Raw genomic sequence first — 18,008 nt, 5'->3', positions numbered from 1 at the left:
ATGTGTGCTTTTAACGAACGCGGTCAGACTGCTGCCGCGCCGCCGACGATTTCGGAGATTTCCTGGGTGATCGCTGCCTGGCGGGCCTTGTTGTAGACCAGCTGCAGGGTTCCGATCAGCTTGTTGGCGTTGTCACTGGCCGACTTCATCGCCACCATGCGAGCGGCATGTTCGGAAGCGACGTTTTCCAGCAGCGCCTGGTACACCAGCGACTCGATGTAACGCGTCATCACGTGCTCGAGCACGGTCGCGGCATCGGGTTCGTACAGGTAGTCCCAGTCGTGGTGCGCAACCTGCTTCTCGGCGGCCGGCAGCGGCAGCAGCTGATCGAAGCTGGCCTTCTGCACCATCGTGTTGACGAAGCGGTTGTAGACCAGATACACGCGGTCGACCTTGCCTTCGGTGAAGGCGTCGAGCATGACCTTGATCACACCGATCAGCGATTCCAGCTTCGGCGTGTCGCCGATGTGGGTCACCGTGCCGACCATGTTCACCTTGACCCGGCGGAAGAAGGTCGATGCCTTCTGGCCGATGGTCACCAGGTCCACTTCGGCGCCCTTGTCCTGCCAGGCCTTGGCTTCACCAAGCATCTTGCGGAACAGGTTGTTGTTGAGGCCGCCGGCCAGACCGCGATCGGAGGAGATCACGATGAAACCGACCCGCTTGACCTGCTCACGCTCGACCAGGAACGGATGCTGGTAATCGGTGCTGGCCTGCGCCAGGTGGCCGATCACCTGCTTCATCGCCTGCGCGTACGGACGCGAGGTCTTCATCCGATCCTGCGCCTTGCGGATCTTGGAGGCCGAGACCATTTCCAGGGCGCGCGTCACCTTGCGGGTGTTCTGCACGCTCTTGATCTTGGTTTTGATTTCGCGTCCGCTTGCCATCTTTTATTCCCGTGGCGCGGGGCCTGGGCCCCGCGTTGTTCAACCGTTTGATCGTCTGGTCCAGCGGAGCATCGCTCCGCTCTACAGGACCTCGATTACCAGCTGCCGGTGGTCTTGAACTCGACGATGCCCTTCTTGAAGGCACCTTCGATGTCGTTGTCCCAACCGCCGGTGGCGTTGACCTTGCCGATCAGCTCGCCCTGGGTATTGGCGAAGTGCGCGTGCAGGCCTTCTTCGAACGCCAGCAGCTTGCTGACCGGCACGTCGTCGAGGTAACCCTCGTTGACGGCGTAGATCGACAGCGCCTGGTTGGCGATCGACATCGGTGCGTACTGCTTCTGCTTCATCAGCTCGGTGACGCGCTGGCCGCGCTCCAGCTGCTTGCGGGTGGCTTCGTCCAGGTCCGAGGCGAACTGCGCGAACGCAGCCAGCTCGCGGTACTGGGCCAGCGAGATACGGATGCCGCCAGACAGCTTCTTGATGATCTTGGTCTGTGCCGAACCACCGACGCGCGACACCGAGATACCGGCGTTCACGGCCGGGCGGATGCCGGCGTTGAACAGATCGGTTTCCAGGAAGATCTGGCCGTCGGTGATCGAGATCACGTTGGTCGGAACGAACGCGGAGACGTCGCCGGCCTGGGTTTCGATGATCGGCAGCGCGGTCAGCGAACCGGTCTTGCCGGTGACCTTGCCTTCGGTGAACTTCTCGACATATTCCTCGGACACGCGGGCAGCGCGCTCGAGCAGACGGGAGTGCAGGTAGAACACGTCACCCGGGTAGGCTTCACGGCCCGGCGGGCGCTTCAGCAGCAGCGAGATCTGGCGGTAGGCCACGGCCTGCTTGGACAGATCGTCGTACACGATCAGCGCGTCTTCGCCGCGGTCCATGAAGTACTCGCCCATGGTGCAGCCCGAGTAGGCGCTGATGTACTGCATCGCGGCCGATTCGGACGCGGTGGCAGCCACCACGATGGTGTGCGCCAGGGCGCCGTTCTCTTCCAGCTTGCGCACGATGTTGGCAACGGTCGAGGCCTTCTGGCCGATCGCTACGTACACGCACTTGATGCCGGTGCCCTTCTGGTTGATCACCGCATCGATGGCCAGCGCGGTCTTGCCGGTCTGGCGGTCACCGATGACCAGCTCGCGCTGGCCACGGCCGATCGGGATCATCGAGTCGACCGACTTGTAACCGGTCTGCACCGGCTGGTCGACCGACTTGCGCCAGATCACGCCCGGCGCAACGCGCTCCACCGGAGCGGTCAGGTCGGTGCCCAGCGGGCCCTTGCCGTCGATCGGCTCGCCGAGTGCGTTGACGACGCGGCCCAGCAGTTCCGGACCGACCGGCACTTCCAGGATGCGGCCGGTGGTCTTGGCGACGTCACCTTCGCGCACTTTCTCGTAGCCACCCAGGACCACGGCGCCGACCGAGTCGCGCTCCAGGTTCAGGGCCAGGGCGAAGGTGTTGTTCGGCAGTTCGATCATTTCGCCCTGCATCACGTCGGCCAGACCGAAGATGCGCACGATGCCGTCGGACACGCTGGTCACGGTGCCTTCGTTGCGCGATTCCGCGGCCAGCTTGACCTTCTCGATGCGGTTCTTGATCAGTTCGCTGATTTCGGAGGGGTTGAGCGTGGTTGCCATCGTCAAGTCCTAGTGCCGGCAGCAGGGCCGGACGTTAAATGAATTCAGTTAGCGAGCGCGGTCTGCAGACGGGCCAGCTTGCCCTTCAGCGAACCATCGATGACCACGTCGCCGGCGTCGATCACAGCGCCGCCGATCAGCGAGGCGTCGACCGCGGTGGCCACTTCGACCTCGCGGTTGAAGCGCTTGCGCAGCGCGGCCTTGATCGCGTCCAGCTCGGCAACCGACAGCTCGGCCGCGGAGGTCACCGTGGCCTTGACCACGTGCTCGGCCTCGGCGCGCAGCGCGTCGAACATGCCAGCGATTTCCGGCAGCAGCGGCAGACGATGCGATTCGGCAAGCACAGCCAGGAAGCGCGAGTAGGTCTCGCCGCGGGACTCCGGCGCCAGCAGGGCGACGGCGTCATCGCGACCCAGCTCCGGGTTGGCGAGCAGGGCCGCCACGCGCGGGTCGGCGGCGACGTGGGCGGAGAACGCCAAAGCGTCCGACCACGGCGCGAACGCGCCTTCGTCACGCGCGGTCGCGAAGGCGGCGCGGGCGTACGGGCGGGCAAGCGTGAGGGCCTGGCTCATCCTTAAATCTCCGAGGCCAGCTCGTCGAGCAGCGCCTTGTGGGCGTTGGCGTCGATTTCGCGCTTGAGCAGCTTTTCGGCACCGGTCACGGCCAGCGCGGACACCTGCTTGCGCAGATCTTCACGGGCACGGTTGGCGGCGGCGTCGATTTCGGCCTGGGCCAGGTCCTTCTGACGGGTGGCTTCGGCAACAGCTTCGTTGCGGGCCGCGTCGACGATCTGGTTGGCACGCGCGTGGGCCTGGTCGATGATCTCGTTGGCCTTGGTGCGGGCTTCCTTCAGCGCTTCATTGACCTTGTCCTGCGCCTGGGCCAGATCTTTCTGGCTGCGGTCGGCAGCAGCGAGGCCTTCAGCGATCTTCTGCTGGCGCTCTTCGATCGCGTTCATCAGCGGCGGCCAGATCTTGGTCGCGATGAGCCAGATCAGGGCGGCAAAGGCCAGGGCCTGGGCGATGAGGGTAAAACCGATATCCATGGGGTTCGCTCAGTCGGTTGTGACGGGATGGACGCGCCGCCACATGGGCGGCGCCTCCGAACCTTCATCCGCGACCAGGCGCCTGCGGCGCCCGGTCGTTTCGCTTTCGCTGGATCAGCCAGCGATTGCCGGCAGGCGCGAGACGAACTCGCCGACCATCGGGTTGGCGAAGGCGAACAGCAGGCCCACGGCGACCGAGATGATGAAGGCGGCGTCGATCAGGCCGGCGGTGATGAACATGCGGACCTGCAGGACCGGGATCAGTTCCGGCTGGCGCGCGGCCGACTCCAGGAACTTACCGGCCATGATGGCCAGACCCAGACCGGCGCCCAGCGCGGCCAGGCCGATCATGATGCCGACGGCGAGGACGGTGGAGCTCTGAACTTGGGCGAGATTGGTCAGGACGGCGAAGTACATGGTTTTCTCCAGGAACTTGATTGCTAAGGGTTTAGAAACAAACGGATGAAGGGTGAAGCGAAACTCAGTGAGCGTCTTCCGACAGGCTCAGGTACACGATGGACAGCATCATGAAGATGAAGGCCTGCAGCGGAATCACCAGAAGGTGGAACAGCATCCAGCCGAAGCCGGCGAACGCGCCTGCAAACATGCCGGCGATACCTGCACCGCCCAGCACCCAGATCAGCAGGAACACGATTTCACCGCCGAACATGTTGCCGAACAGTCGCATCGCCAGCGAGATCGGCTTGCTCAGCCACTCGACGATGTTCAGGATCAGGTTGAACGGCATCATCCACTTGCCAAACGGTGCGGTCAGGAATTCCTTGGCGAAACCGCCAAAGCCCTTGGCGCGCAGCGCGAAGAACAGCATCAGGAAGAACACGCTGATCGACATGCCCAGGGTGGCATTGACGTCGGCGGTGGGGACCGGCTTCCAGTACGGCACGCCCATCAGTTCGAGCGGCTTGGCGATGAAGTCGGCCGGGATCATCTTGATGAGGTTCATCAGGAGGATCCAGAAGAAGATCGTGATCGCGATCGGGGTCACCAGCTTGCTGGTGCCGTGGTAGGTGTCCTTGGCCTGGCGGTCAACGAACTCCAGGCAGATCTCGACGAACGCCTGCCACTTGCCCGGCACGCCGGAGGTGGCCTTGCGGGTGCCGAGCCAGAAGGCGACGACCATCACCAGGCCCATCAGCAGCGAGGTCACCAGCGTGTCCACGTGGATTGCCCACGGAGAGCCATGACCTGCCGTCAGATTGTGCAGGTGATGCTGGATGTAGGAGGTGGGTGTAAGCGCCTCGCCTGCCATGTGTCCGGAACCTTAAGTTAAATGAATTCGATTAGCGCCTGGCCATGGCCAGGACCTGGAACATCAGCCCGACGGCGATACCGGCCAACAGCGCCAATGCAGGCAGCTTGAAGACCAGGAACCCCACCATCAGGACACCAAAAACGAGCGCCCACTTGGCCACGATCGCAACGATCAGACGCGCCATGGCCGAACCGGCCCCCAGCGCACCACCACCCAGTGCCATCCGTGCCGCCACCCAACCACCGGCCGAAACCGCCACACCGGATGCCAGGGCACCAAGGGCATATTTCGGCCCTACCAGCAGGAAGGCCAGAGCCAGGACAGCCACTGCGGCCAGCGGGTAGACCGCGGCGCGCAGCATCAGTCGCCGACCCGTTTCTACGGAGTTCAGCACAGGACGTCCCGCGTGGTTACAAGTGGATGGCTGAGGCGACTACAGCAGGGGGGCCTCATCGAGCCGCCAAATTATAGCAATGGGACAATTTGCGAGACAACCGGTGCCTGTTCATATCGGAACAGCGCAAGTTGCGGTAAGGGCTGCGCTTCTACAGCCCACCACGGGGACAATGACATCTGCGCGATGTTGCGCCGCAACGTATTGAACTTTGGTCGCAGGCGACGGAACTTTCCGCCGACGGCGATGGTCCGATCCTGCGACCTGCCTGCAGCTACCTCGTCGACGCTTCGCCTCCAGGTCCCCATGATGGCCCCGAAGCGCCGCTCCGGGGCCATCTTTTTCGCACGGCAGCGACAGCGCTGAACCGTCCACACCGCGTGGACCATACTTTCACGAATGGTGGACAGCGACGTCCGGCAAAGTGGCCTTCATTCCGATGAACCACTGCAAGGACTCTTTCGATGCGCTCCGTCCCCACCCTGCTTGCCCTCTCGCTTTTCGCCGCCGGCGCGTCGTTCGCCTCCGCCGCCCATGCCGCCGAAGGCGATGACCGCTTCGCCCTGCGCCTGGGTGCGATGAACATCGACTCGGACAACACCCTGCGCGGCAATACCAATGTCGCCGGCCAGGACATCGGCTTCTCCGAGGACTTCAAGCTGGGTGGCAAGGAATGGGAGCCGCGCATCGACGGCATGTTCCGCATCAGCAACCGCCAGCGCCTGCTGTTCAACTACTTCAAGTACGACAAGGACCGCCGCGAGACGCTCGGCCAGGATATTTCCTTCGGCAACGTCAACGTGCCGGCCGACAGCTTCGTCAAGGCAGAGCTGAAGTATCAGGTGGCCAGCCTGGTGTATGACTACTCGGTGGTGGACACCGAGAAGTTCGACCTCGGCCTGCAGCTGGGTGCCGAGTACGCGAAGGTCAGCACCAAGGGCTACGCCGACCTTGGCACGGTGTACGAAGGCCAGTTCCTGGACGAGAAGACCGACGGTGTTGCGCCGGTGGTCGGTGCACGCCTGAGCTTCACCCCGTCCGAAAAGTGGATGATCACCCTGCAGGGCCAGTACCTCAACACGCGCTGGGGCAGCTTCGACGACTACAAGGGTGACCTCAGCCGCGCCAACGCGATCGTCGATTACCGCTTCACCGACAACTTCGGTGTGTTCGCCGGCTACGACTGGTTCAAGCTGGACGCGGACAAGAAGGGCAGCGACGGCACCATCGGCCTGAAGCAGGAATTCAAGGGCCCGGTGGCCGGTATCAGCGTGACCTTCTAAGCCCTACGCCTCTTCCACAACGCTCTCTCCTGGCGCGGCCTCCGGAACATCGGGGGCCGCGTTTTTTGTGCTGTTGTTCCGTGCAGGGGCAAGAGCAGGATGGTCGAGCGCTGGAGGGAGAGGGGGCTGGGTGCGAATGTCCCCCGGCGCCGGCCTGCGGCCGTCACCTCCTCCTTTACTTCGCACCCAGCCCCCTCTCCCTCCGTGTGTCAGGCATCCACGCGGCCGTTGCCGTGGCAGCGGCTGTGGCTCCTCTTTCCGCAAGCCGAGCCGCTGCGCGGACGGCAGGCGTTTCGACAAAGTAAAGGAGGAGGCGACCGCCACAGGCGGGCGACGGGGGACATTTGTCGAAATGCCTGCCGCCCGTGCAGCGGCCCCACCGCTCGCAATGAGATTGATCGAAGCCCAACAGAAAACCCCGGCAGATGCCGGGGTTTTTTGTTCGGAAAGGCGCAGGCGCCTTATTTCTTCTTCGGCATGTACAGATCGGTGATCGTGCCGTCGTAGATTTCCGAGGCCATCGCCACCGATTCGCTCAACGTCGGGTGCGCATGGATGGTGTGGCCGATGTCCTCGGCCTCTGCACCCATCTCGATCGCCAGGCCGATCTCGGCCAGCAGATCACCAGCATGCACACCGACGATGGCACCACCGATGATGCGGTGGCTGTCCTCGTCGAAGATCAGCTTGGTGAAGCCCTCGGTGCGACCGATGCCGATCGCGCGGCCGCTGGCGGCCCACGGGAACTTGGCCACGCCGACCTTCAGGCCCTTGGCCTTGGCTTCGGTCTCGGTCACGCCGACCCAGGCGATTTCCGGGTTGGTGTAGGCCACCGACGGAATCACACGGGCCACCCACTCCTTCTTGTGGCCGGCAGCCACTTCGGCCGCCAGCTTGCCCTCGTGCGTAGCCTTGTGGGCCAGCATCGGGTTGCCGACGATATCGCCGATGGCAAAGATGTGCGGCACGTTGGTGCGCATCTGCCGGTCGACCGGAATGAAACCGCGGTCGGTGACCTGCACGCCGGCCTTGTCCGCGTCGATCTTCTTGCCGTTCGGCGAGCGGCCCACGGCCACCAGCACGCGGTCGAAGGTGCCCTGCGCCAGTGCCGGCGTCTGCCCTTCCTCGGCGGCTTCGAAGGTCACGGTGATGCCCTTGGCGTCGGCGGTCACGCCGGAGGCCTTGGTCTTCAGATGGACCTCGATGCCCTGCTTCTTCAGGCGGTCGGCCAGCGGCTTGACCAGGTCCTTGTCGGCGCCCGGCATCAGCTGGTCCATGAACTCGACCACGGTCACCTTGCTGCCCAGCGCACCGTACACGGTGGCCATTTCCAGGCCGATGATGCCGCCACCGACGACCAGCAGCGAACCCGGCACTTCGGCCAGTTCCAGTGCGTCGGTGGAGTCCATCACGCGCTTGTCGTCCCACGGGAAGTTCGGCAGCTTCACCGCCTGCGAACCGGCGGCGATGATGCACTTCTGGAAGCGCAGCAGCTGGGTGCTGCCGTCTTCAGCCGTGATCAGCAGTTCGTTGGCCGACACGAATTTGCCCACGCCCTGCACGTTGCGGACCTTGCGCTGCTTGGCCATGCCGGCCAGGCCCTTGGTCAGCTGGTTGACGACCTTTTCCTTGTACTGGCGCAGCTTGTCCAGGGTGATGGTCGGCTTGCCGAACTCGACGCCAAAATCACCGGCGTGGGCGACTTCGTCGATCACCGCTGCGGCATGCAGCAGTGCCTTGGACGGAATGCAGCCCACGTTGAGGCAGACGCCGCCGAGGCTGGCATAGCGCTCGACCAGCACCGTATCCAGGCCGACGTCGGCGGCGCGGAAGGCGGCGGTGTAGCCGCCCGGGCCCGAGCCCAGCACGACCATTTCGCATTCGATGTCGGCGGCCTTGCCACTGGCCAGCGCCGGCTTCGGTGCTGCCGGCTCGGCCGGGGCGCGGTGCGACGGGGTCACCGGCGGCTTGCTGGCCGGAGCGGCTGCAGCCGGGGCCGGCGCAGCAGCCTTGGCTGGCGCTTCAGCGGCGCCCTCGGTCTCCAGCAGCACGACGACCGCGCCTTCGGACAGGGTGTCGCCCAGCTTGACCTTGATTTCCTTGACCACGCCGGCAGCCGAGGACGGCACTTCCAGGGTCGCCTTGTCCGACTCCAGGGTCACCAGACCCTGGTCTTTCTTCACCGTATCGCCAACGGCGACCAGCACTTCGATCACCGGTACATCGCTGTAATCGCCGATGTCGGGAACCTTGATTTCAATCGTGGCCATGGTGGATTTTCCTCGTGCCCGACCGGCGTGGCCGGCGGGCTGTCACTGCGTTTCGACAGGCGGCCGCGCCAGGGGCAGCGGCCGCACGGTGGGGGCGAAGCGGTGCCTTACAGCAGCACGCGGCGCATGTCGGCCAGCACCTGCGAGAGGTACGTGGTGAAGCGTGCGGCCAGGGCGCCATCGATGACGCGGTGGTCGTAGCTCAGCGACAGCGGCAGCATCAGCTTCGGTGCGAATTCCTTGCCGTTCCAGACCGGCTGGATGGACGACTTGGAGACGCCGAGGATGGCCACTTCCGGTGCATTGACGATCGGGGTGAACGCGGTGCCGCCGATGCCGCCCAGCGAGCTGATCGAGAAGCAGCCGCCGCTCATGTCGGCCGGGCCCAGCTTGCCGTCGCGCGCCTTCTTGGCCAGCTCGCCGGTTTCCTGCGCGATCTGCACCACGCCCTTCTTGTCGACATCGCGGATGACCGGAACGACCAGGCCGTTCGGGGTATCGGCCGCGAAACCGATATTGAAGTACTTCTTCAGGGTCAGGTTCTCGCCGCTGGCATCCAGCGAAGCGTTGAACTCCGGGAACTGCTTCAGCGCCGCAGCGCTGGCCTTGATCAGGAAGGCGAGCATGGTCAGCTTGATGCCGGCCTTCTCGTTCTCCTTGTTCAACGCCACGCGCAGGCCTTCCAGGTCGGTGATGTCGGCCTGCTCGAACTGGGTAACGTGCGGGATCATCGCCCAGTTGCGGGCCAGATTCGCACCGGAGATCTTCTTGATGCGCGACAGCGGCTGCACTTCAACGTCGCCGAACTTGCTGAAATCGACCTTCGGCCACGGCAGCAGGTTGAGGCCACCGCCGGCGGCCACGGTGCCACCGGCAGCCGCCGGAGCGCCGCCGCTGAGCGCGGCCTTGACGAATTTCTGCACGTCGGCCTTGGTGATGCGGCCGCCCTTCTCGCTGCCGCTGACCTGCAGCAGGTCGACACCCAGCTCACGGGCGAACACGCGTACCACCGGCGATGCGTAGGGCACCTTGGCCGGCAGCACGCCATCGGCGTTGAACTGCACCGGCGGGCTGCTCGGCGCGCCGGCCGAGGGGGCGCTGGCGATCTCGCGGGCGGCCAGCTTGTCCGGCTGTGCCGGCACGGCGACCGGCTCGACCTTGGTGGCCGTCTCGGCGGCGGCCGGGGCGGCGGCAGCGGCGGCCTTGCTCGGGGCCGGGGCGGCAGCGCCTTCGGCTTCGATGATGGCGACCACGTTGCCCTGCGACAGATTGTCGCCGACCTTGACCTTGATTTCCTTGACCACGCCAGCGACCGACGACGGCACTTCCATGGTGGCCTTGTCGCTTTCCAGCGTGACCAGGCCCTGGTCCTTCTTCACCGTATCGCCCACGGCGACCAGCACTTCGATGACCGGAATACCGCTGTAGTCGCCGATATCCGGCACCAGCGCTTCAACCGCGCCGCCGCTGGCAGCGGGGGCGGCAGCGGCCGGAGCCGGGGCGGCAGCAGGAGCCGCCTGGGTGGCAGCGGCCGGAGCAGCGGCCTTGGCCGGCGCCGGTGCAGCGGCAGCAGCGGCCGGCTGGGCAGCCTCGCCGTCGGCCACTTCGATCAGTGCCACGACCTTGCCTTCGGACAGGCTGTCGCCCAGCTTGACCTTGATTTCCTTGACCACGCCGGCCACCGAGGACGGCACCTCCATGGTCGCTTTATCGCTTTCCAGCGTGACCAGGCCCTGGTCCTTCTTCACCGTATCGCCGACGGCAACAAGCACCTCGATTACCGGGATATCGCTGTAGTCACCGATATCGGGGACACGTGCTTCCTTGATTTCGGCCATGGGGAGAACTCCGGCAATCTGGTGTAGGGAAACGTCTATTGTGCGGCCAGCGGGGGCCTGCGCCAACCGTTACAGGTGTTTTCAGTACGCACGCAGCCGGGACACGCTGTTGCTCACGGCCTGCCGGCGCTTCCAGTCGGTAGCGTATTGTCCTGTCGATGTCCGCTTGATGTCGCCAGTGCGACGGCCACCGGCTGCCAGGCCTGGCGCAGGCGCGGCAACGACCATGCTGCATTGGCCGGGCTGGTGGACGGCAGCGCCAGCACTGTTGGCGAGGCGGCCAGCTGCGGCAGCACCCAGCGCTGGAAGGCCTGCATCGCTGCGCCGCCATTGCAGCCGATCAGCTGCAGGTCAGGCAACGCGGCGATCAGTGCGGGAAGCGCATTGGCCACTTCCGTGCCACGCACGATGTCCGCATCCAGGCTGCCGCGTCGCTCGCAGCGGCCGATCACATCCCACAGGCCGACCCCATTGGCTGCCAGTGCCTGCAGTCGCTGCGCGTACGGCAACGACGGATCGAAGCCGCACAGATCGCCGAGCAAGGGCCAGAAGCGATTGCGCGGGTGCGCGTAGTAATGCTGTGCCTGCAATGACGCGATACCGGGCATTGAACCCAGCAGCAACACCCGGCAAGCCGTGTTCACCTGCGCAGGCAGGCCGATGCACAACGTTGCGGTGCTCACATCTTCTCCAACTGCATGAATATTCCTGGATGACAGAAACCGCATGAAAACAAGCGTTTCGCGCTGTTCGCTGAACAATGCGAACTAATTTTTAACGCGCGTCGGATTCGATTCATGTTGGGGCGACTACGGTGTGCTCGCCCCGCAACCGGGGGCCCAAAACAAGAAACATTAGGAGATTCCCCCATGCGCTCCATCCGTATCCTGAGCCTCGCCCTGCTGACCTCCGCCGCGTTCGCACCGGCTGCCTTCGCGCAGGACAGCAGCACCGACACCGCCTCGGGCAAGCATTTTGCCGTGGTTGGCGGCGTCTCGCTGCTGCAGCCGAAGAATGACCCGATCGACGGCATCAAGAAGGTCGATGGCGGCCCGGCACCGACCGTCAGCTTCAGCTACTACATCAACGACAACTGGGCCGTTGAACTGTGGGGCGCTGCAGACAAGTTCGACCACAAGGTGAAGGGCCCGGGCAATGCCCGCCTCGGCAGCGTCGAGCAGCAGCCGGTCGCACTGAGCGGCCAGTACCACTTCGGCCAGGCCGACAACGTGTTCCGTCCGTTCGTGGGCGTGGGCTACTTCCAGTCGGCTTTCAGCAATGAAACCCTGGCAGACGGCAGCGACTCCGACATCCGCCTGAAGGATGCCAAGGGCGTGATCGGCACCGTCGGTGTGGACATGAACATCAACTCGACCTGGTTCGCCCGTGCCGACGCCCGCTACATGCGCTCGCGTCCGGACGTGAAGGTCGGCGGCGAGAAGATCGGCGAAGCGAAGATGGATCCGTGGACCGTCGGCTTCGGCATCGGCGCCCGTTTCTAAGCGCTTCTGCGTCATTGTTGTACCGCGACGGGCCCTTCGGGGCCCGTCGTCGTTTCCGTCACCCGCATTGGGTAAAGTCGACAAACGGGATGCGGAGGCGCGATGGACGAGGTCGACCTGCTGGTGATCGGCGGTGGCATCAACGGTGCCGGCATCGCCCGTGATGCCAGTGGCCGTGGCCTGAAGGTACTGCTGTGCGAACAGCACGATCTGGCAGCGCACACTTCCAGCGCCAGCAGCAAGCTGATCCATGGCGGCCTGCGCTACCTGGAGCAGAGCGAGTTCGGTCTGGTGCGCAAGGCGCTGGGCGAGCGCGAGGTGGTGCGCCGGCAGGCGCCGTTCCTGGTGCGGCCGCTGTGTTTCGTGCTTCCGTGGCAACCCCACCTGCGTCCACGCTGGATGCTGCGCCTCGGGCTCTGGCTGTACGACCACCTGGGCCGGCGCAGCCCCGCCTTCCCTGCGTCGCGCGGCGTGGATCTGCACGACGATCCGCTCGGCGAGCTGCTGTCGCCCCAGCTGCGGCAGGCCTTCAGCTACGCCGATGCGCAGGTGGATGATGCGCGGCTGGTCATCCTCAACGCGCTTGACGCTGCGCGACGGGGCGCACGCATCCTGACCGGCACGCGCTGCGTGGATCTGCGACGCGAGCACGGGCGCTGGCGCGTCGTGCTGGAAGGCACGTCAGGCCATCAGCAGACCGTGCAGGCGCGGGCGGTGGCCAACGCCGCAGGCCCCTGGGCGGGCGGCCTGCTGGAGCGCATGCACGCCCGCAGCGGCGGACCTGCGCTGCGCTTGGTACAGGGCAGCCACATCGTGCTGCGCCGCCCCTGGCCGAACGACAGGGCCTGCCTGCTGCAGCAGCCCGACGGCCGCGTGGTGTTCCTGCTGCCCTTCCACGACCATCTGCTCGTCGGCACCACCGACACCGACTATAGCGGTGACCCCGCACGCTGCAGTGTGCTGCCTTCGGAGGTGGGCTACCTGTGCAGCGCGGCCAACGGCTACCTGCGCGACCCGATCACACCTGCCGAGGTGGTCTGGCAGTTTGCCGGCGTGCGCCCGTTGCTGGCCGACCCGGACCCGCGCGCGGCGAAACTGAGCCGCGACTATCGCCTGCAACTGGACGCCGACGGTGCGCCCGCGCTGCACGTGCTGGGCGGCAAGCTGACCACGTACCGGGTGCTGGCCGAGGAAGCACTGGATCTGCTGCGCCCCCATCTGCCCCACGCAGGCCCGGCCTGGACAGCGGCAGGCGAGCCGCTGCCCGGCAGCGACTGGGGCGATGCCGGGCAGGCACGGCAGCAACTGCAGCAGCGGGCCCCTTGGCTGCCGGAAGCCACACGGCGACGCTGGGCAAGCGCCTATGGCAGCCGCAGCCTGGATCTGCTGCAAGGCGCACACAGCCTGCTCGATCTGGGCGAAGACTTTGGCGCGGGCCTGCACGCACGCGAGGTGGCGTTCCTGTGCGACCACGAGTGGGCCCGCAGCGCCGAGGATGTACTGTGGCGACGGAGCAAGCTGGGGCTGCAGATGGATGCGGCGCAGGCGGCACGGCTGCAGGCATGGATGGATTCACATTGCCGGTAGTGCCAGGCGCGGCCCGGCGCCGCCGATGCATTACGATTCCAACATCGCCACCGGAGACGCTGCATGACGCCCCGCTACGTGCTGGCCATCGACCAGGGAACCACCAGTTCGCGCGCGATCTTGTTCGATCGCGCCGGCGACACCGTCGGCAGTGCGCAGCGCGAGTTCGCCCAGGTGTTTCCACAGCCGGGCTGGGTCGAGCATGACCCGCGCGAGATCCTGACCAGCGTCTACGCCACGATCACCGAACTGCTCAGCCGCGAACAGATCGATCCCCGCCATATCGCGGCGCTGGGCATCACCAACCAGCGCGAAACCACTGTGGTCTGGGACCGCGCCAGCGGCCAGCCGATCCACAACGCCATCGTCTGGCAGTCGCGGCAGAGCCAGGCCATCTGCGAGCGGCTGAAGTCCGGCGGCCACGAAGCGCTGATCCGCGAACGCACCGGCCTGCTGATCGACGCCTATTTCTCGGCCACCAAGATCCGCTGGATCCTCGATCACGTCGAAGGCGCGCAGCAACGCGCCGAACGTGGCGAGCTGCTGTTCGGCACCATCGACAGCTGGCTGGTGTGGAATCTCAGCGGCGGCCAGGCGCACGTGACCGACTACAGCAATGCCGCGCGCACGCTGCTGTTCAACATCCATACCCTGGAATGGGACGATGACCTGCTGGCACTGCTGGACATCCCACGCGCGATGCTGCCGCAGGTGCGCGATTCCAGCTCGGTGTATGCGCACACACGTCCGCAGTTCTTCTTCGACCACCCGATCCCGATCGCCGGCATCGCCGGTGACCAGCAGGCTGCGCTGTTCGGCCAGGCCTGCTTCCAGCCGGGCATGGTCAAGAACACCTATGGCACCGGCTGCTTCATGCTGATGCACACCGGCACGCAGGCCGTACGCTCGCGCAATGGCCTGCTGACCACCATTGCCTGGGGCTTGGATGGAAAGGTGGAGTACGCGCTGGAAGGATCGATCTTCGTCGCCGGCTCGGTGGTGCAGTGGCTGCGCGATGGCCTGCGCATGATCGATCGCGCCGCCGACAGCCAGGCCTTGGCCGCACAGGTGCCGGACAGCGCGGGGGTGTATCTGGTGCCGGCCTTCGTCGGCCTGGGTGCACCCTACTGGCGCAGCGACGTACGCGGTGCGATGTTCGGCCTGACCCGTGGCACCCGCAAGGCGCACTTCGTGCGGGCAGCACTGGAGGCGATGGCCTACCAGACCCGCGACGTCCTGGACGCGATGCAGTCCGACGCGGGCATCTCGCTCAGTGAACTGCGCGCCGATGGGGGTGCGATCGGCAACGACTTCCTCGCCGGCTTCCAGGCCGACATCCTCGGCGTGCCGCTGCTGCGCCCGCGGCTGACCGAGACCACCGCGCTGGGTGCGGCCTACCTGGCGGGGCTGGCGGTCGGCTTCTGGGAAAGCCGCGAACAGATCGCGGCACAGTGGGGGCTGGATCGCCGCTTCGAACCGCAGATGGCGGTAGCCCGGCGCGAGAAGCTCTACGCAGGGTGGCAGCAGGCCGTGGCCGCCACCCTCGCCTTCCACGTCGATTGACATTGTAGAGCCGAGCCATGCTCGGCTGCCGTTGGTGGAATGCCGAAAACAGCAGAGCCGAGCGTGGGCTCGGCTCTACAGGAAGGGCAGTGTCGACCAAGGTCGACATCTACCTTTCAAATCAACAGATCAGCCGCAGTCAGAACGCCGGCAGCACCGCGCCCTTGTACTTGGTCTCGATGAAGGTCTTCACCTGCGGACTGGTCAGCGCCTTGGCCAGCTTCTGCACGCGGGCGTCGTCCTTGTTGTCCGGGCGGGCAACCAGGAAGTTCACGTACGGTGAGTCCTTGCTCTCGATCGCCAGCGCGTCCTTGGTCGGGTTGAGACCGGCATCCAGCGCATAGTTGGTGTTGATCAGGGCCAGATCGACCTGGTCCAGCACGCGCGGCAGCATGGCCGAATCCAGCTCGCGGAACTTCAGGTTCTTCGGGTTGGACACGATGTCGCGCTGCGTGGCCAGCGCATTGGTCGGGTCCTTCAGCTCGATCACGCCGGCCTTGTGCAGCAGGATCAGCGCACGGCTGTTGTTGCTCGGGTCGTTGGGGATCACCACGTCGGCCCCTTCACGCAGCTCGGCCAGCGACTTGATCTTGCGCGAGTACGCACCGAAGGGCTCGATGTGCACGCCCACCACCTTGGTCAGGTCGGTCTTGCGATCGCGGTTGTAGGCGTCCAGGTACGGCTCGGTCTGGAAGTAGTTGGCATCCACCTGCTTCTGCACCAGCTGGTCGTTGGGCTGCACGTAGTCGTTGAACACGCGCACGTCCAGCTCCACGCCTTCCTGCTTGAGGATCGGCTTGACCACTTCCAGGATCTCGGCGTGCGGCACGGCGGTGGCGGCCACCACCAGCTTCTGCGAAGGCTCGCCGGACTTGCCGCAGGCGGTCAGTGCCAGCGCAGCGGCGAACAGGGGCAGCAACAGGGTCTTCTTCATGGGCGCAATCGATCTCGGGGGGGAGGTGTCAGGATTTTTCGTAGTTGGTCAGGGCCAGTTCCAGCAACGCCTTGGCCTGCTCGCGCAGCATCATCGGCTCGACGATCTCGGCATCGGACCCGTAATGCAACACGTCCATCAACAGTTCGCGCGACACGCTGTAAGGCACCTTCAGTTCGTAACGGCCATCGGCGAGGAAGCGGCCCTGCTGCTTGGAGTGCCAGTGCTCATCGGCCACCCAGCGTGCGGCCTTGGCACTGAACAGGATGGTTGCCCAGCCCTTCGGCGCACCGGAGAAGATGCCGTAGCTGGCGCCCAGCTGCTCGTCCAGCTCGCTGTCGGCGACATCGCGGGCGGTGCTGTCGATCACCCGCGCCTTGTAGATGCGGTCCACCGCAAAGCTGCGCAGGGCCTCGCGATCATGGTCCCAGCCGTCCAGATACCAGTTGTCGCGGTAATGGGTCAGCCGCTGCGGCGATACCGTGCGCTTGGTCGCTTCGTCGGTCGAGCGGGCACGGTATTCAAAGCCCAGCTGCTTGCGCTCCAGCACCGCCGAGGCGACCGAACGGAAGCTGGCTTCATCGAACTTGCGGCCACGGTGCGGAATCACCCGGACCCGGTCCACCGGCCAGCTGGAAACACCTGCCTGGGCGGCCAGCAGGCTCTCGATGCGCTGCTGCAGCGGCGCCAGCACCGAAGACAGCACGCCGCCGCCGGTACGGGCCAGCAGGTGCTGCGAGGCCAGCAGGGCGTGCAGCTCCTCCGAGCTCAGCCACAGCCCGGGCAGCTCGAAGCGGTCGCTCTCGTCGGCCATGTAGCGGAAGCCGGCCTCGCCATCGCCCTCGATCGGCGCCATCAGCGCATCGCGCAGGAACGCCAGGTCGCGGTAGACGGTGGCCCGGGAGCAACCGAGCTTGTCCTGCAGGGTCGCCACCGTCACCGGATAGCGTGCGGACTTGAGCAGACGATGCAGGGCGGTGATGCGTTCGTATCGGTCCATGCCCCCGATTATGTCCGAGTCTCGGGCGTTGTGGCGGACGATTGGGCTATCGTGGGCGCCCCCTGCCCTGCGGAGCGCCCGATGCGCCGGTTGTCTGTCCTGCCCCTGCTGGCCTGTTTGCTGCTGGCCGCCTGCGACCGCGCACCGGCGCCCACCGGTACTGCAACGCCCGTCCCCGCTGCCGATCCGGCACAGGCAGTGCTGTCTGCCAGCCAAAGGTTTGCCGCCCTGCGCAGCTTCCACGCCGAGCTGGAGGTGCTGGGCGCGCAGCAGCCGGTGCGCACCGCGATGGACTTCGTCGCCCCGGATCGCTTCCGGGTGCAGACCCCCGCCGGGCCGCAGGTGATCATCGGCGACACCATGTTCCTGCAGGCCGACGATGCGATCCGCCAGGTGCCGACCCCACCGGGGTTGCTGGAGCAATGGCGCAGCCCGCTGCCCGCCGATATCCCCGCACAGACCCTGCAGGCCGAAGACCTGGGCGAGCAGACGCTGGATGGCGTCAGCATGCGCCACTACCGCCTGCGCGGCGCCACCGCTGGTGAACGCCTGGAGTACTGGGTGGATGCGCAGGGCCTGCCACGGCAGATCGTGCGCAGCGGCCACAACAACGGCAAACCCTTCCAGCTGCGGCTGCGCTACTCGCGCTTCAACGATCCGGCCCTGCAGGTCGATCTGCCCTGAATGGGGCTCGCCGACAACGCCTGCTGAAGCAGGCGGGACGGGCGATTCGGACGGTCATCACGCTTCCAGTATCATCACTGGCTGCCAATCGCTTCGGAGAAGCCT

The 18,008-nt window shown here is 65.6% G+C and carries 17 protein-coding genes; 5 read left to right on the top strand and 12 right to left on the bottom strand.

Annotation, left to right across the window (positions count from 1 at the left end; all coding sequences use genetic code 11):
• Nucleotides 1-23: 23 nt before the first annotated feature.
• The 7 genes from atpG to HFK18_RS07615 form a co-directional block, all read right to left on the bottom strand.
• The gene (gene atpG / locus HFK18_RS07645; RefSeq protein WP_089237047.1) at nt 24-887 is read right to left on the bottom strand and encodes a F0F1 ATP synthase subunit gamma; all 864 of its coding nucleotides are present in this window, start codon (nt 885-887) and stop codon (nt 24-26) included.
• Between the two features lie 95 nt (nt 888-982).
• Entirely contained in the window at nt 983-2,530 is a 1,548-nt protein-coding gene (gene atpA / locus HFK18_RS07640; RefSeq protein ID WP_089237049.1) for a F0F1 ATP synthase subunit alpha, read from the bottom strand.
• 44 nt (nt 2,531-2,574) lie between these two features.
• Nucleotides 2,575-3,102, bottom strand: a complete 528-nt coding sequence (locus HFK18_RS07635; RefSeq protein WP_089237051.1) for a F0F1 ATP synthase subunit delta — start codon at nt 3,100-3,102, stop codon at nt 2,575-2,577.
• 2 nt (nt 3,103-3,104) lie between these two features.
• On the bottom strand, nt 3,105-3,575 hold the full coding sequence (locus HFK18_RS07630; protein ID WP_025877365.1) for a F0F1 ATP synthase subunit B: 471 nt from the start codon (nt 3,573-3,575) through the stop codon (nt 3,105-3,107).
• A 114-nt stretch (nt 3,576-3,689) separates the two neighbouring features.
• On the bottom strand, nt 3,690-3,992 hold the full coding sequence (gene atpE / locus HFK18_RS07625) for a F0F1 ATP synthase subunit C (protein ID WP_089237053.1): 303 nt from the start codon (nt 3,990-3,992) through the stop codon (nt 3,690-3,692).
• A gap of 64 nt (nt 3,993-4,056) precedes the next feature.
• The gene (gene atpB, locus HFK18_RS07620; protein ID WP_089237055.1) at nt 4,057-4,845 is read right to left on the bottom strand and encodes a F0F1 ATP synthase subunit A; all 789 of its coding nucleotides are present in this window, start codon (nt 4,843-4,845) and stop codon (nt 4,057-4,059) included.
• Between the two features lie 31 nt (nt 4,846-4,876).
• Nucleotides 4,877-5,209, bottom strand: coding sequence for a hypothetical protein (locus tag HFK18_RS07615; protein WP_032952006.1), 333 nt, complete (start codon nt 5,207-5,209; stop codon nt 4,877-4,879).
• A 497-nt stretch (nt 5,210-5,706) separates the two neighbouring features.
• On the opposite strand from HFK18_RS07615, the gene HFK18_RS07610 reads away from it, so the two are divergent.
• Nucleotides 5,707-6,525, top strand: a complete 819-nt coding sequence (locus tag HFK18_RS07610; protein ID WP_180165515.1) for a hypothetical protein — start codon at nt 5,707-5,709, stop codon at nt 6,523-6,525.
• A gap of 461 nt (nt 6,526-6,986) precedes the next feature.
• Here the strand turns inward: HFK18_RS07610 and lpdA are convergent, their stop codons facing one another.
• The 3 genes from lpdA to HFK18_RS07595 all read right to left on the bottom strand — a co-directional run bounded on the left by lpdA (nt 6,987) and on the right by HFK18_RS07595 (nt 11,316).
• Entirely contained in the window at nt 6,987-8,795 is a 1,809-nt protein-coding gene (lpdA, locus tag HFK18_RS07605; RefSeq protein ID WP_180165513.1) for a dihydrolipoyl dehydrogenase, read from the bottom strand.
• A 107-nt stretch (nt 8,796-8,902) separates the two neighbouring features.
• Complete coding sequence (aceF, locus tag HFK18_RS07600; protein WP_100553630.1) at nt 8,903-10,633, bottom strand: dihydrolipoyllysine-residue acetyltransferase; 1,731 nt, start codon at nt 10,631-10,633, stop codon at nt 8,903-8,905.
• Between the two features lie 113 nt (nt 10,634-10,746).
• A complete protein-coding gene (locus HFK18_RS07595; protein WP_180165511.1) occupies nt 10,747-11,316 on the bottom strand; it encodes a DNA-deoxyinosine glycosylase in 570 nt (189 codons plus the stop codon).
• 186 nt (nt 11,317-11,502) lie between these two features.
• Here HFK18_RS07595 and HFK18_RS07590 point away from each other — a divergent pair, with 186 nt between their 5' ends.
• The 3 genes from HFK18_RS07590 (at nt 11,503) to glpK (ending at nt 15,285) form a co-directional block, all read left to right on the top strand.
• A complete protein-coding gene (locus HFK18_RS07590) occupies nt 11,503-12,135 on the top strand; it encodes an OmpW family outer membrane protein (protein ID WP_165378166.1) in 633 nt (210 codons plus the stop codon).
• Nucleotides 12,136-12,237: 102 nt separating this feature from the next.
• On the top strand, nt 12,238-13,722 hold the full coding sequence (glpD, locus tag HFK18_RS07585; protein ID WP_180165509.1) for a glycerol-3-phosphate dehydrogenase: 1,485 nt from the start codon (nt 12,238-12,240) through the stop codon (nt 13,720-13,722).
• A gap of 63 nt (nt 13,723-13,785) precedes the next feature.
• On the top strand, nt 13,786-15,285 hold the full coding sequence (gene glpK, locus HFK18_RS07580; RefSeq protein WP_180165507.1) for a glycerol kinase GlpK: 1,500 nt from the start codon (nt 13,786-13,788) through the stop codon (nt 15,283-15,285).
• Between the two features lie 139 nt (nt 15,286-15,424).
• Here glpK and HFK18_RS07575 read toward each other — a convergent pair whose 3' ends face one another.
• Nucleotides 15,425-16,219, bottom strand: coding sequence for a MetQ/NlpA family ABC transporter substrate-binding protein (locus HFK18_RS07575; RefSeq protein WP_025877387.1), 795 nt, complete (start codon nt 16,217-16,219; stop codon nt 15,425-15,427).
• A 28-nt stretch (nt 16,220-16,247) separates the two neighbouring features.
• Complete coding sequence (locus HFK18_RS07570) at nt 16,248-17,219, bottom strand: YafY family protein (RefSeq protein WP_089237071.1); 972 nt, start codon at nt 17,217-17,219, stop codon at nt 16,248-16,250.
• Nucleotides 17,220-17,300: 81 nt separating this feature from the next.
• On the opposite strand from HFK18_RS07570, the gene HFK18_RS07565 reads away from it, so the two are divergent.
• Entirely contained in the window at nt 17,301-17,903 is a 603-nt protein-coding gene (locus HFK18_RS07565; RefSeq protein ID WP_180165505.1) for a hypothetical protein, read from the top strand.
• The last annotated feature ends 105 nt before the right edge of the window (nt 17,904-18,008 follow it).

The organism is Stenotrophomonas sp. SbOxS2 (genome assembly GCF_013416715.1).
Lineage (GTDB): Bacteria > Pseudomonadota > Gammaproteobacteria > Xanthomonadales > Xanthomonadaceae > Stenotrophomonas > Stenotrophomonas lactitubi.
This window is presented reverse-complemented; position numbering and strand designations above follow the sequence as displayed.

What these genes read in the sequence shown, in the direction of transcription:
- atpG (WP_089237047.1), bottom strand. Translation starts at nt 887, where the DNA reads ATGGCAAGCGGACGCGAAATCAAAACCAAGATCAAGAGCGTGCAGAAC.
- atpA (WP_089237049.1), bottom strand. Translation starts at nt 2,530, where the DNA reads ATGGCAACCACGCTCAACCCCTCCGAAATCAGCGAACTGATCAAGAAC.
- HFK18_RS07635 (WP_089237051.1), bottom strand. Translation starts at nt 3,102, where the DNA reads ATGAGCCAGGCCCTCACGCTTGCCCGCCCGTACGCCCGCGCCGCCTTC.
- HFK18_RS07630 (WP_025877365.1), bottom strand. Translation starts at nt 3,575, where the DNA reads ATGGATATCGGTTTTACCCTCATCGCCCAGGCCCTGGCCTTTGCCGCC.
- atpE (WP_089237053.1), bottom strand. Translation starts at nt 3,992, where the DNA reads ATGTACTTCGCCGTCCTGACCAATCTCGCCCAAGTTCAGAGCTCCACC.
- atpB (WP_089237055.1), bottom strand. Translation starts at nt 4,845, where the DNA reads ATGGCAGGCGAGGCGCTTACACCCACCTCCTACATCCAGCATCACCTG.
- HFK18_RS07615 (WP_032952006.1), bottom strand. Translation starts at nt 5,209, where the DNA reads ATGCTGCGCGCCGCGGTCTACCCGCTGGCCGCAGTGGCTGTCCTGGCT.
- HFK18_RS07610 (WP_180165515.1), top strand. Translation starts at nt 5,707, where the DNA reads ATGCGCTCCGTCCCCACCCTGCTTGCCCTCTCGCTTTTCGCCGCCGGC.
- lpdA (WP_180165513.1), bottom strand. Translation starts at nt 8,795, where the DNA reads ATGGCCACGATTGAAATCAAGGTTCCCGACATCGGCGATTACAGCGAT.
- aceF (WP_100553630.1), bottom strand. Translation starts at nt 10,633, where the DNA reads ATGGCCGAAATCAAGGAAGCACGTGTCCCCGATATCGGTGACTACAGC.
- HFK18_RS07590 (WP_165378166.1), top strand. Translation starts at nt 11,503, where the DNA reads ATGCGCTCCATCCGTATCCTGAGCCTCGCCCTGCTGACCTCCGCCGCG.
- glpD (WP_180165509.1), top strand. Translation starts at nt 12,238, where the DNA reads ATGGACGAGGTCGACCTGCTGGTGATCGGCGGTGGCATCAACGGTGCC.
- glpK (WP_180165507.1), top strand. Translation starts at nt 13,786, where the DNA reads ATGACGCCCCGCTACGTGCTGGCCATCGACCAGGGAACCACCAGTTCG.
- HFK18_RS07575 (WP_025877387.1), bottom strand. Translation starts at nt 16,219, where the DNA reads ATGAAGAAGACCCTGTTGCTGCCCCTGTTCGCCGCTGCGCTGGCACTG.
- HFK18_RS07570 (WP_089237071.1), bottom strand. Translation starts at nt 17,219, where the DNA reads ATGGACCGATACGAACGCATCACCGCCCTGCATCGTCTGCTCAAGTCC.
- HFK18_RS07565 (WP_180165505.1), top strand. Translation starts at nt 17,301, where the DNA reads ATGCGCCGGTTGTCTGTCCTGCCCCTGCTGGCCTGTTTGCTGCTGGCC.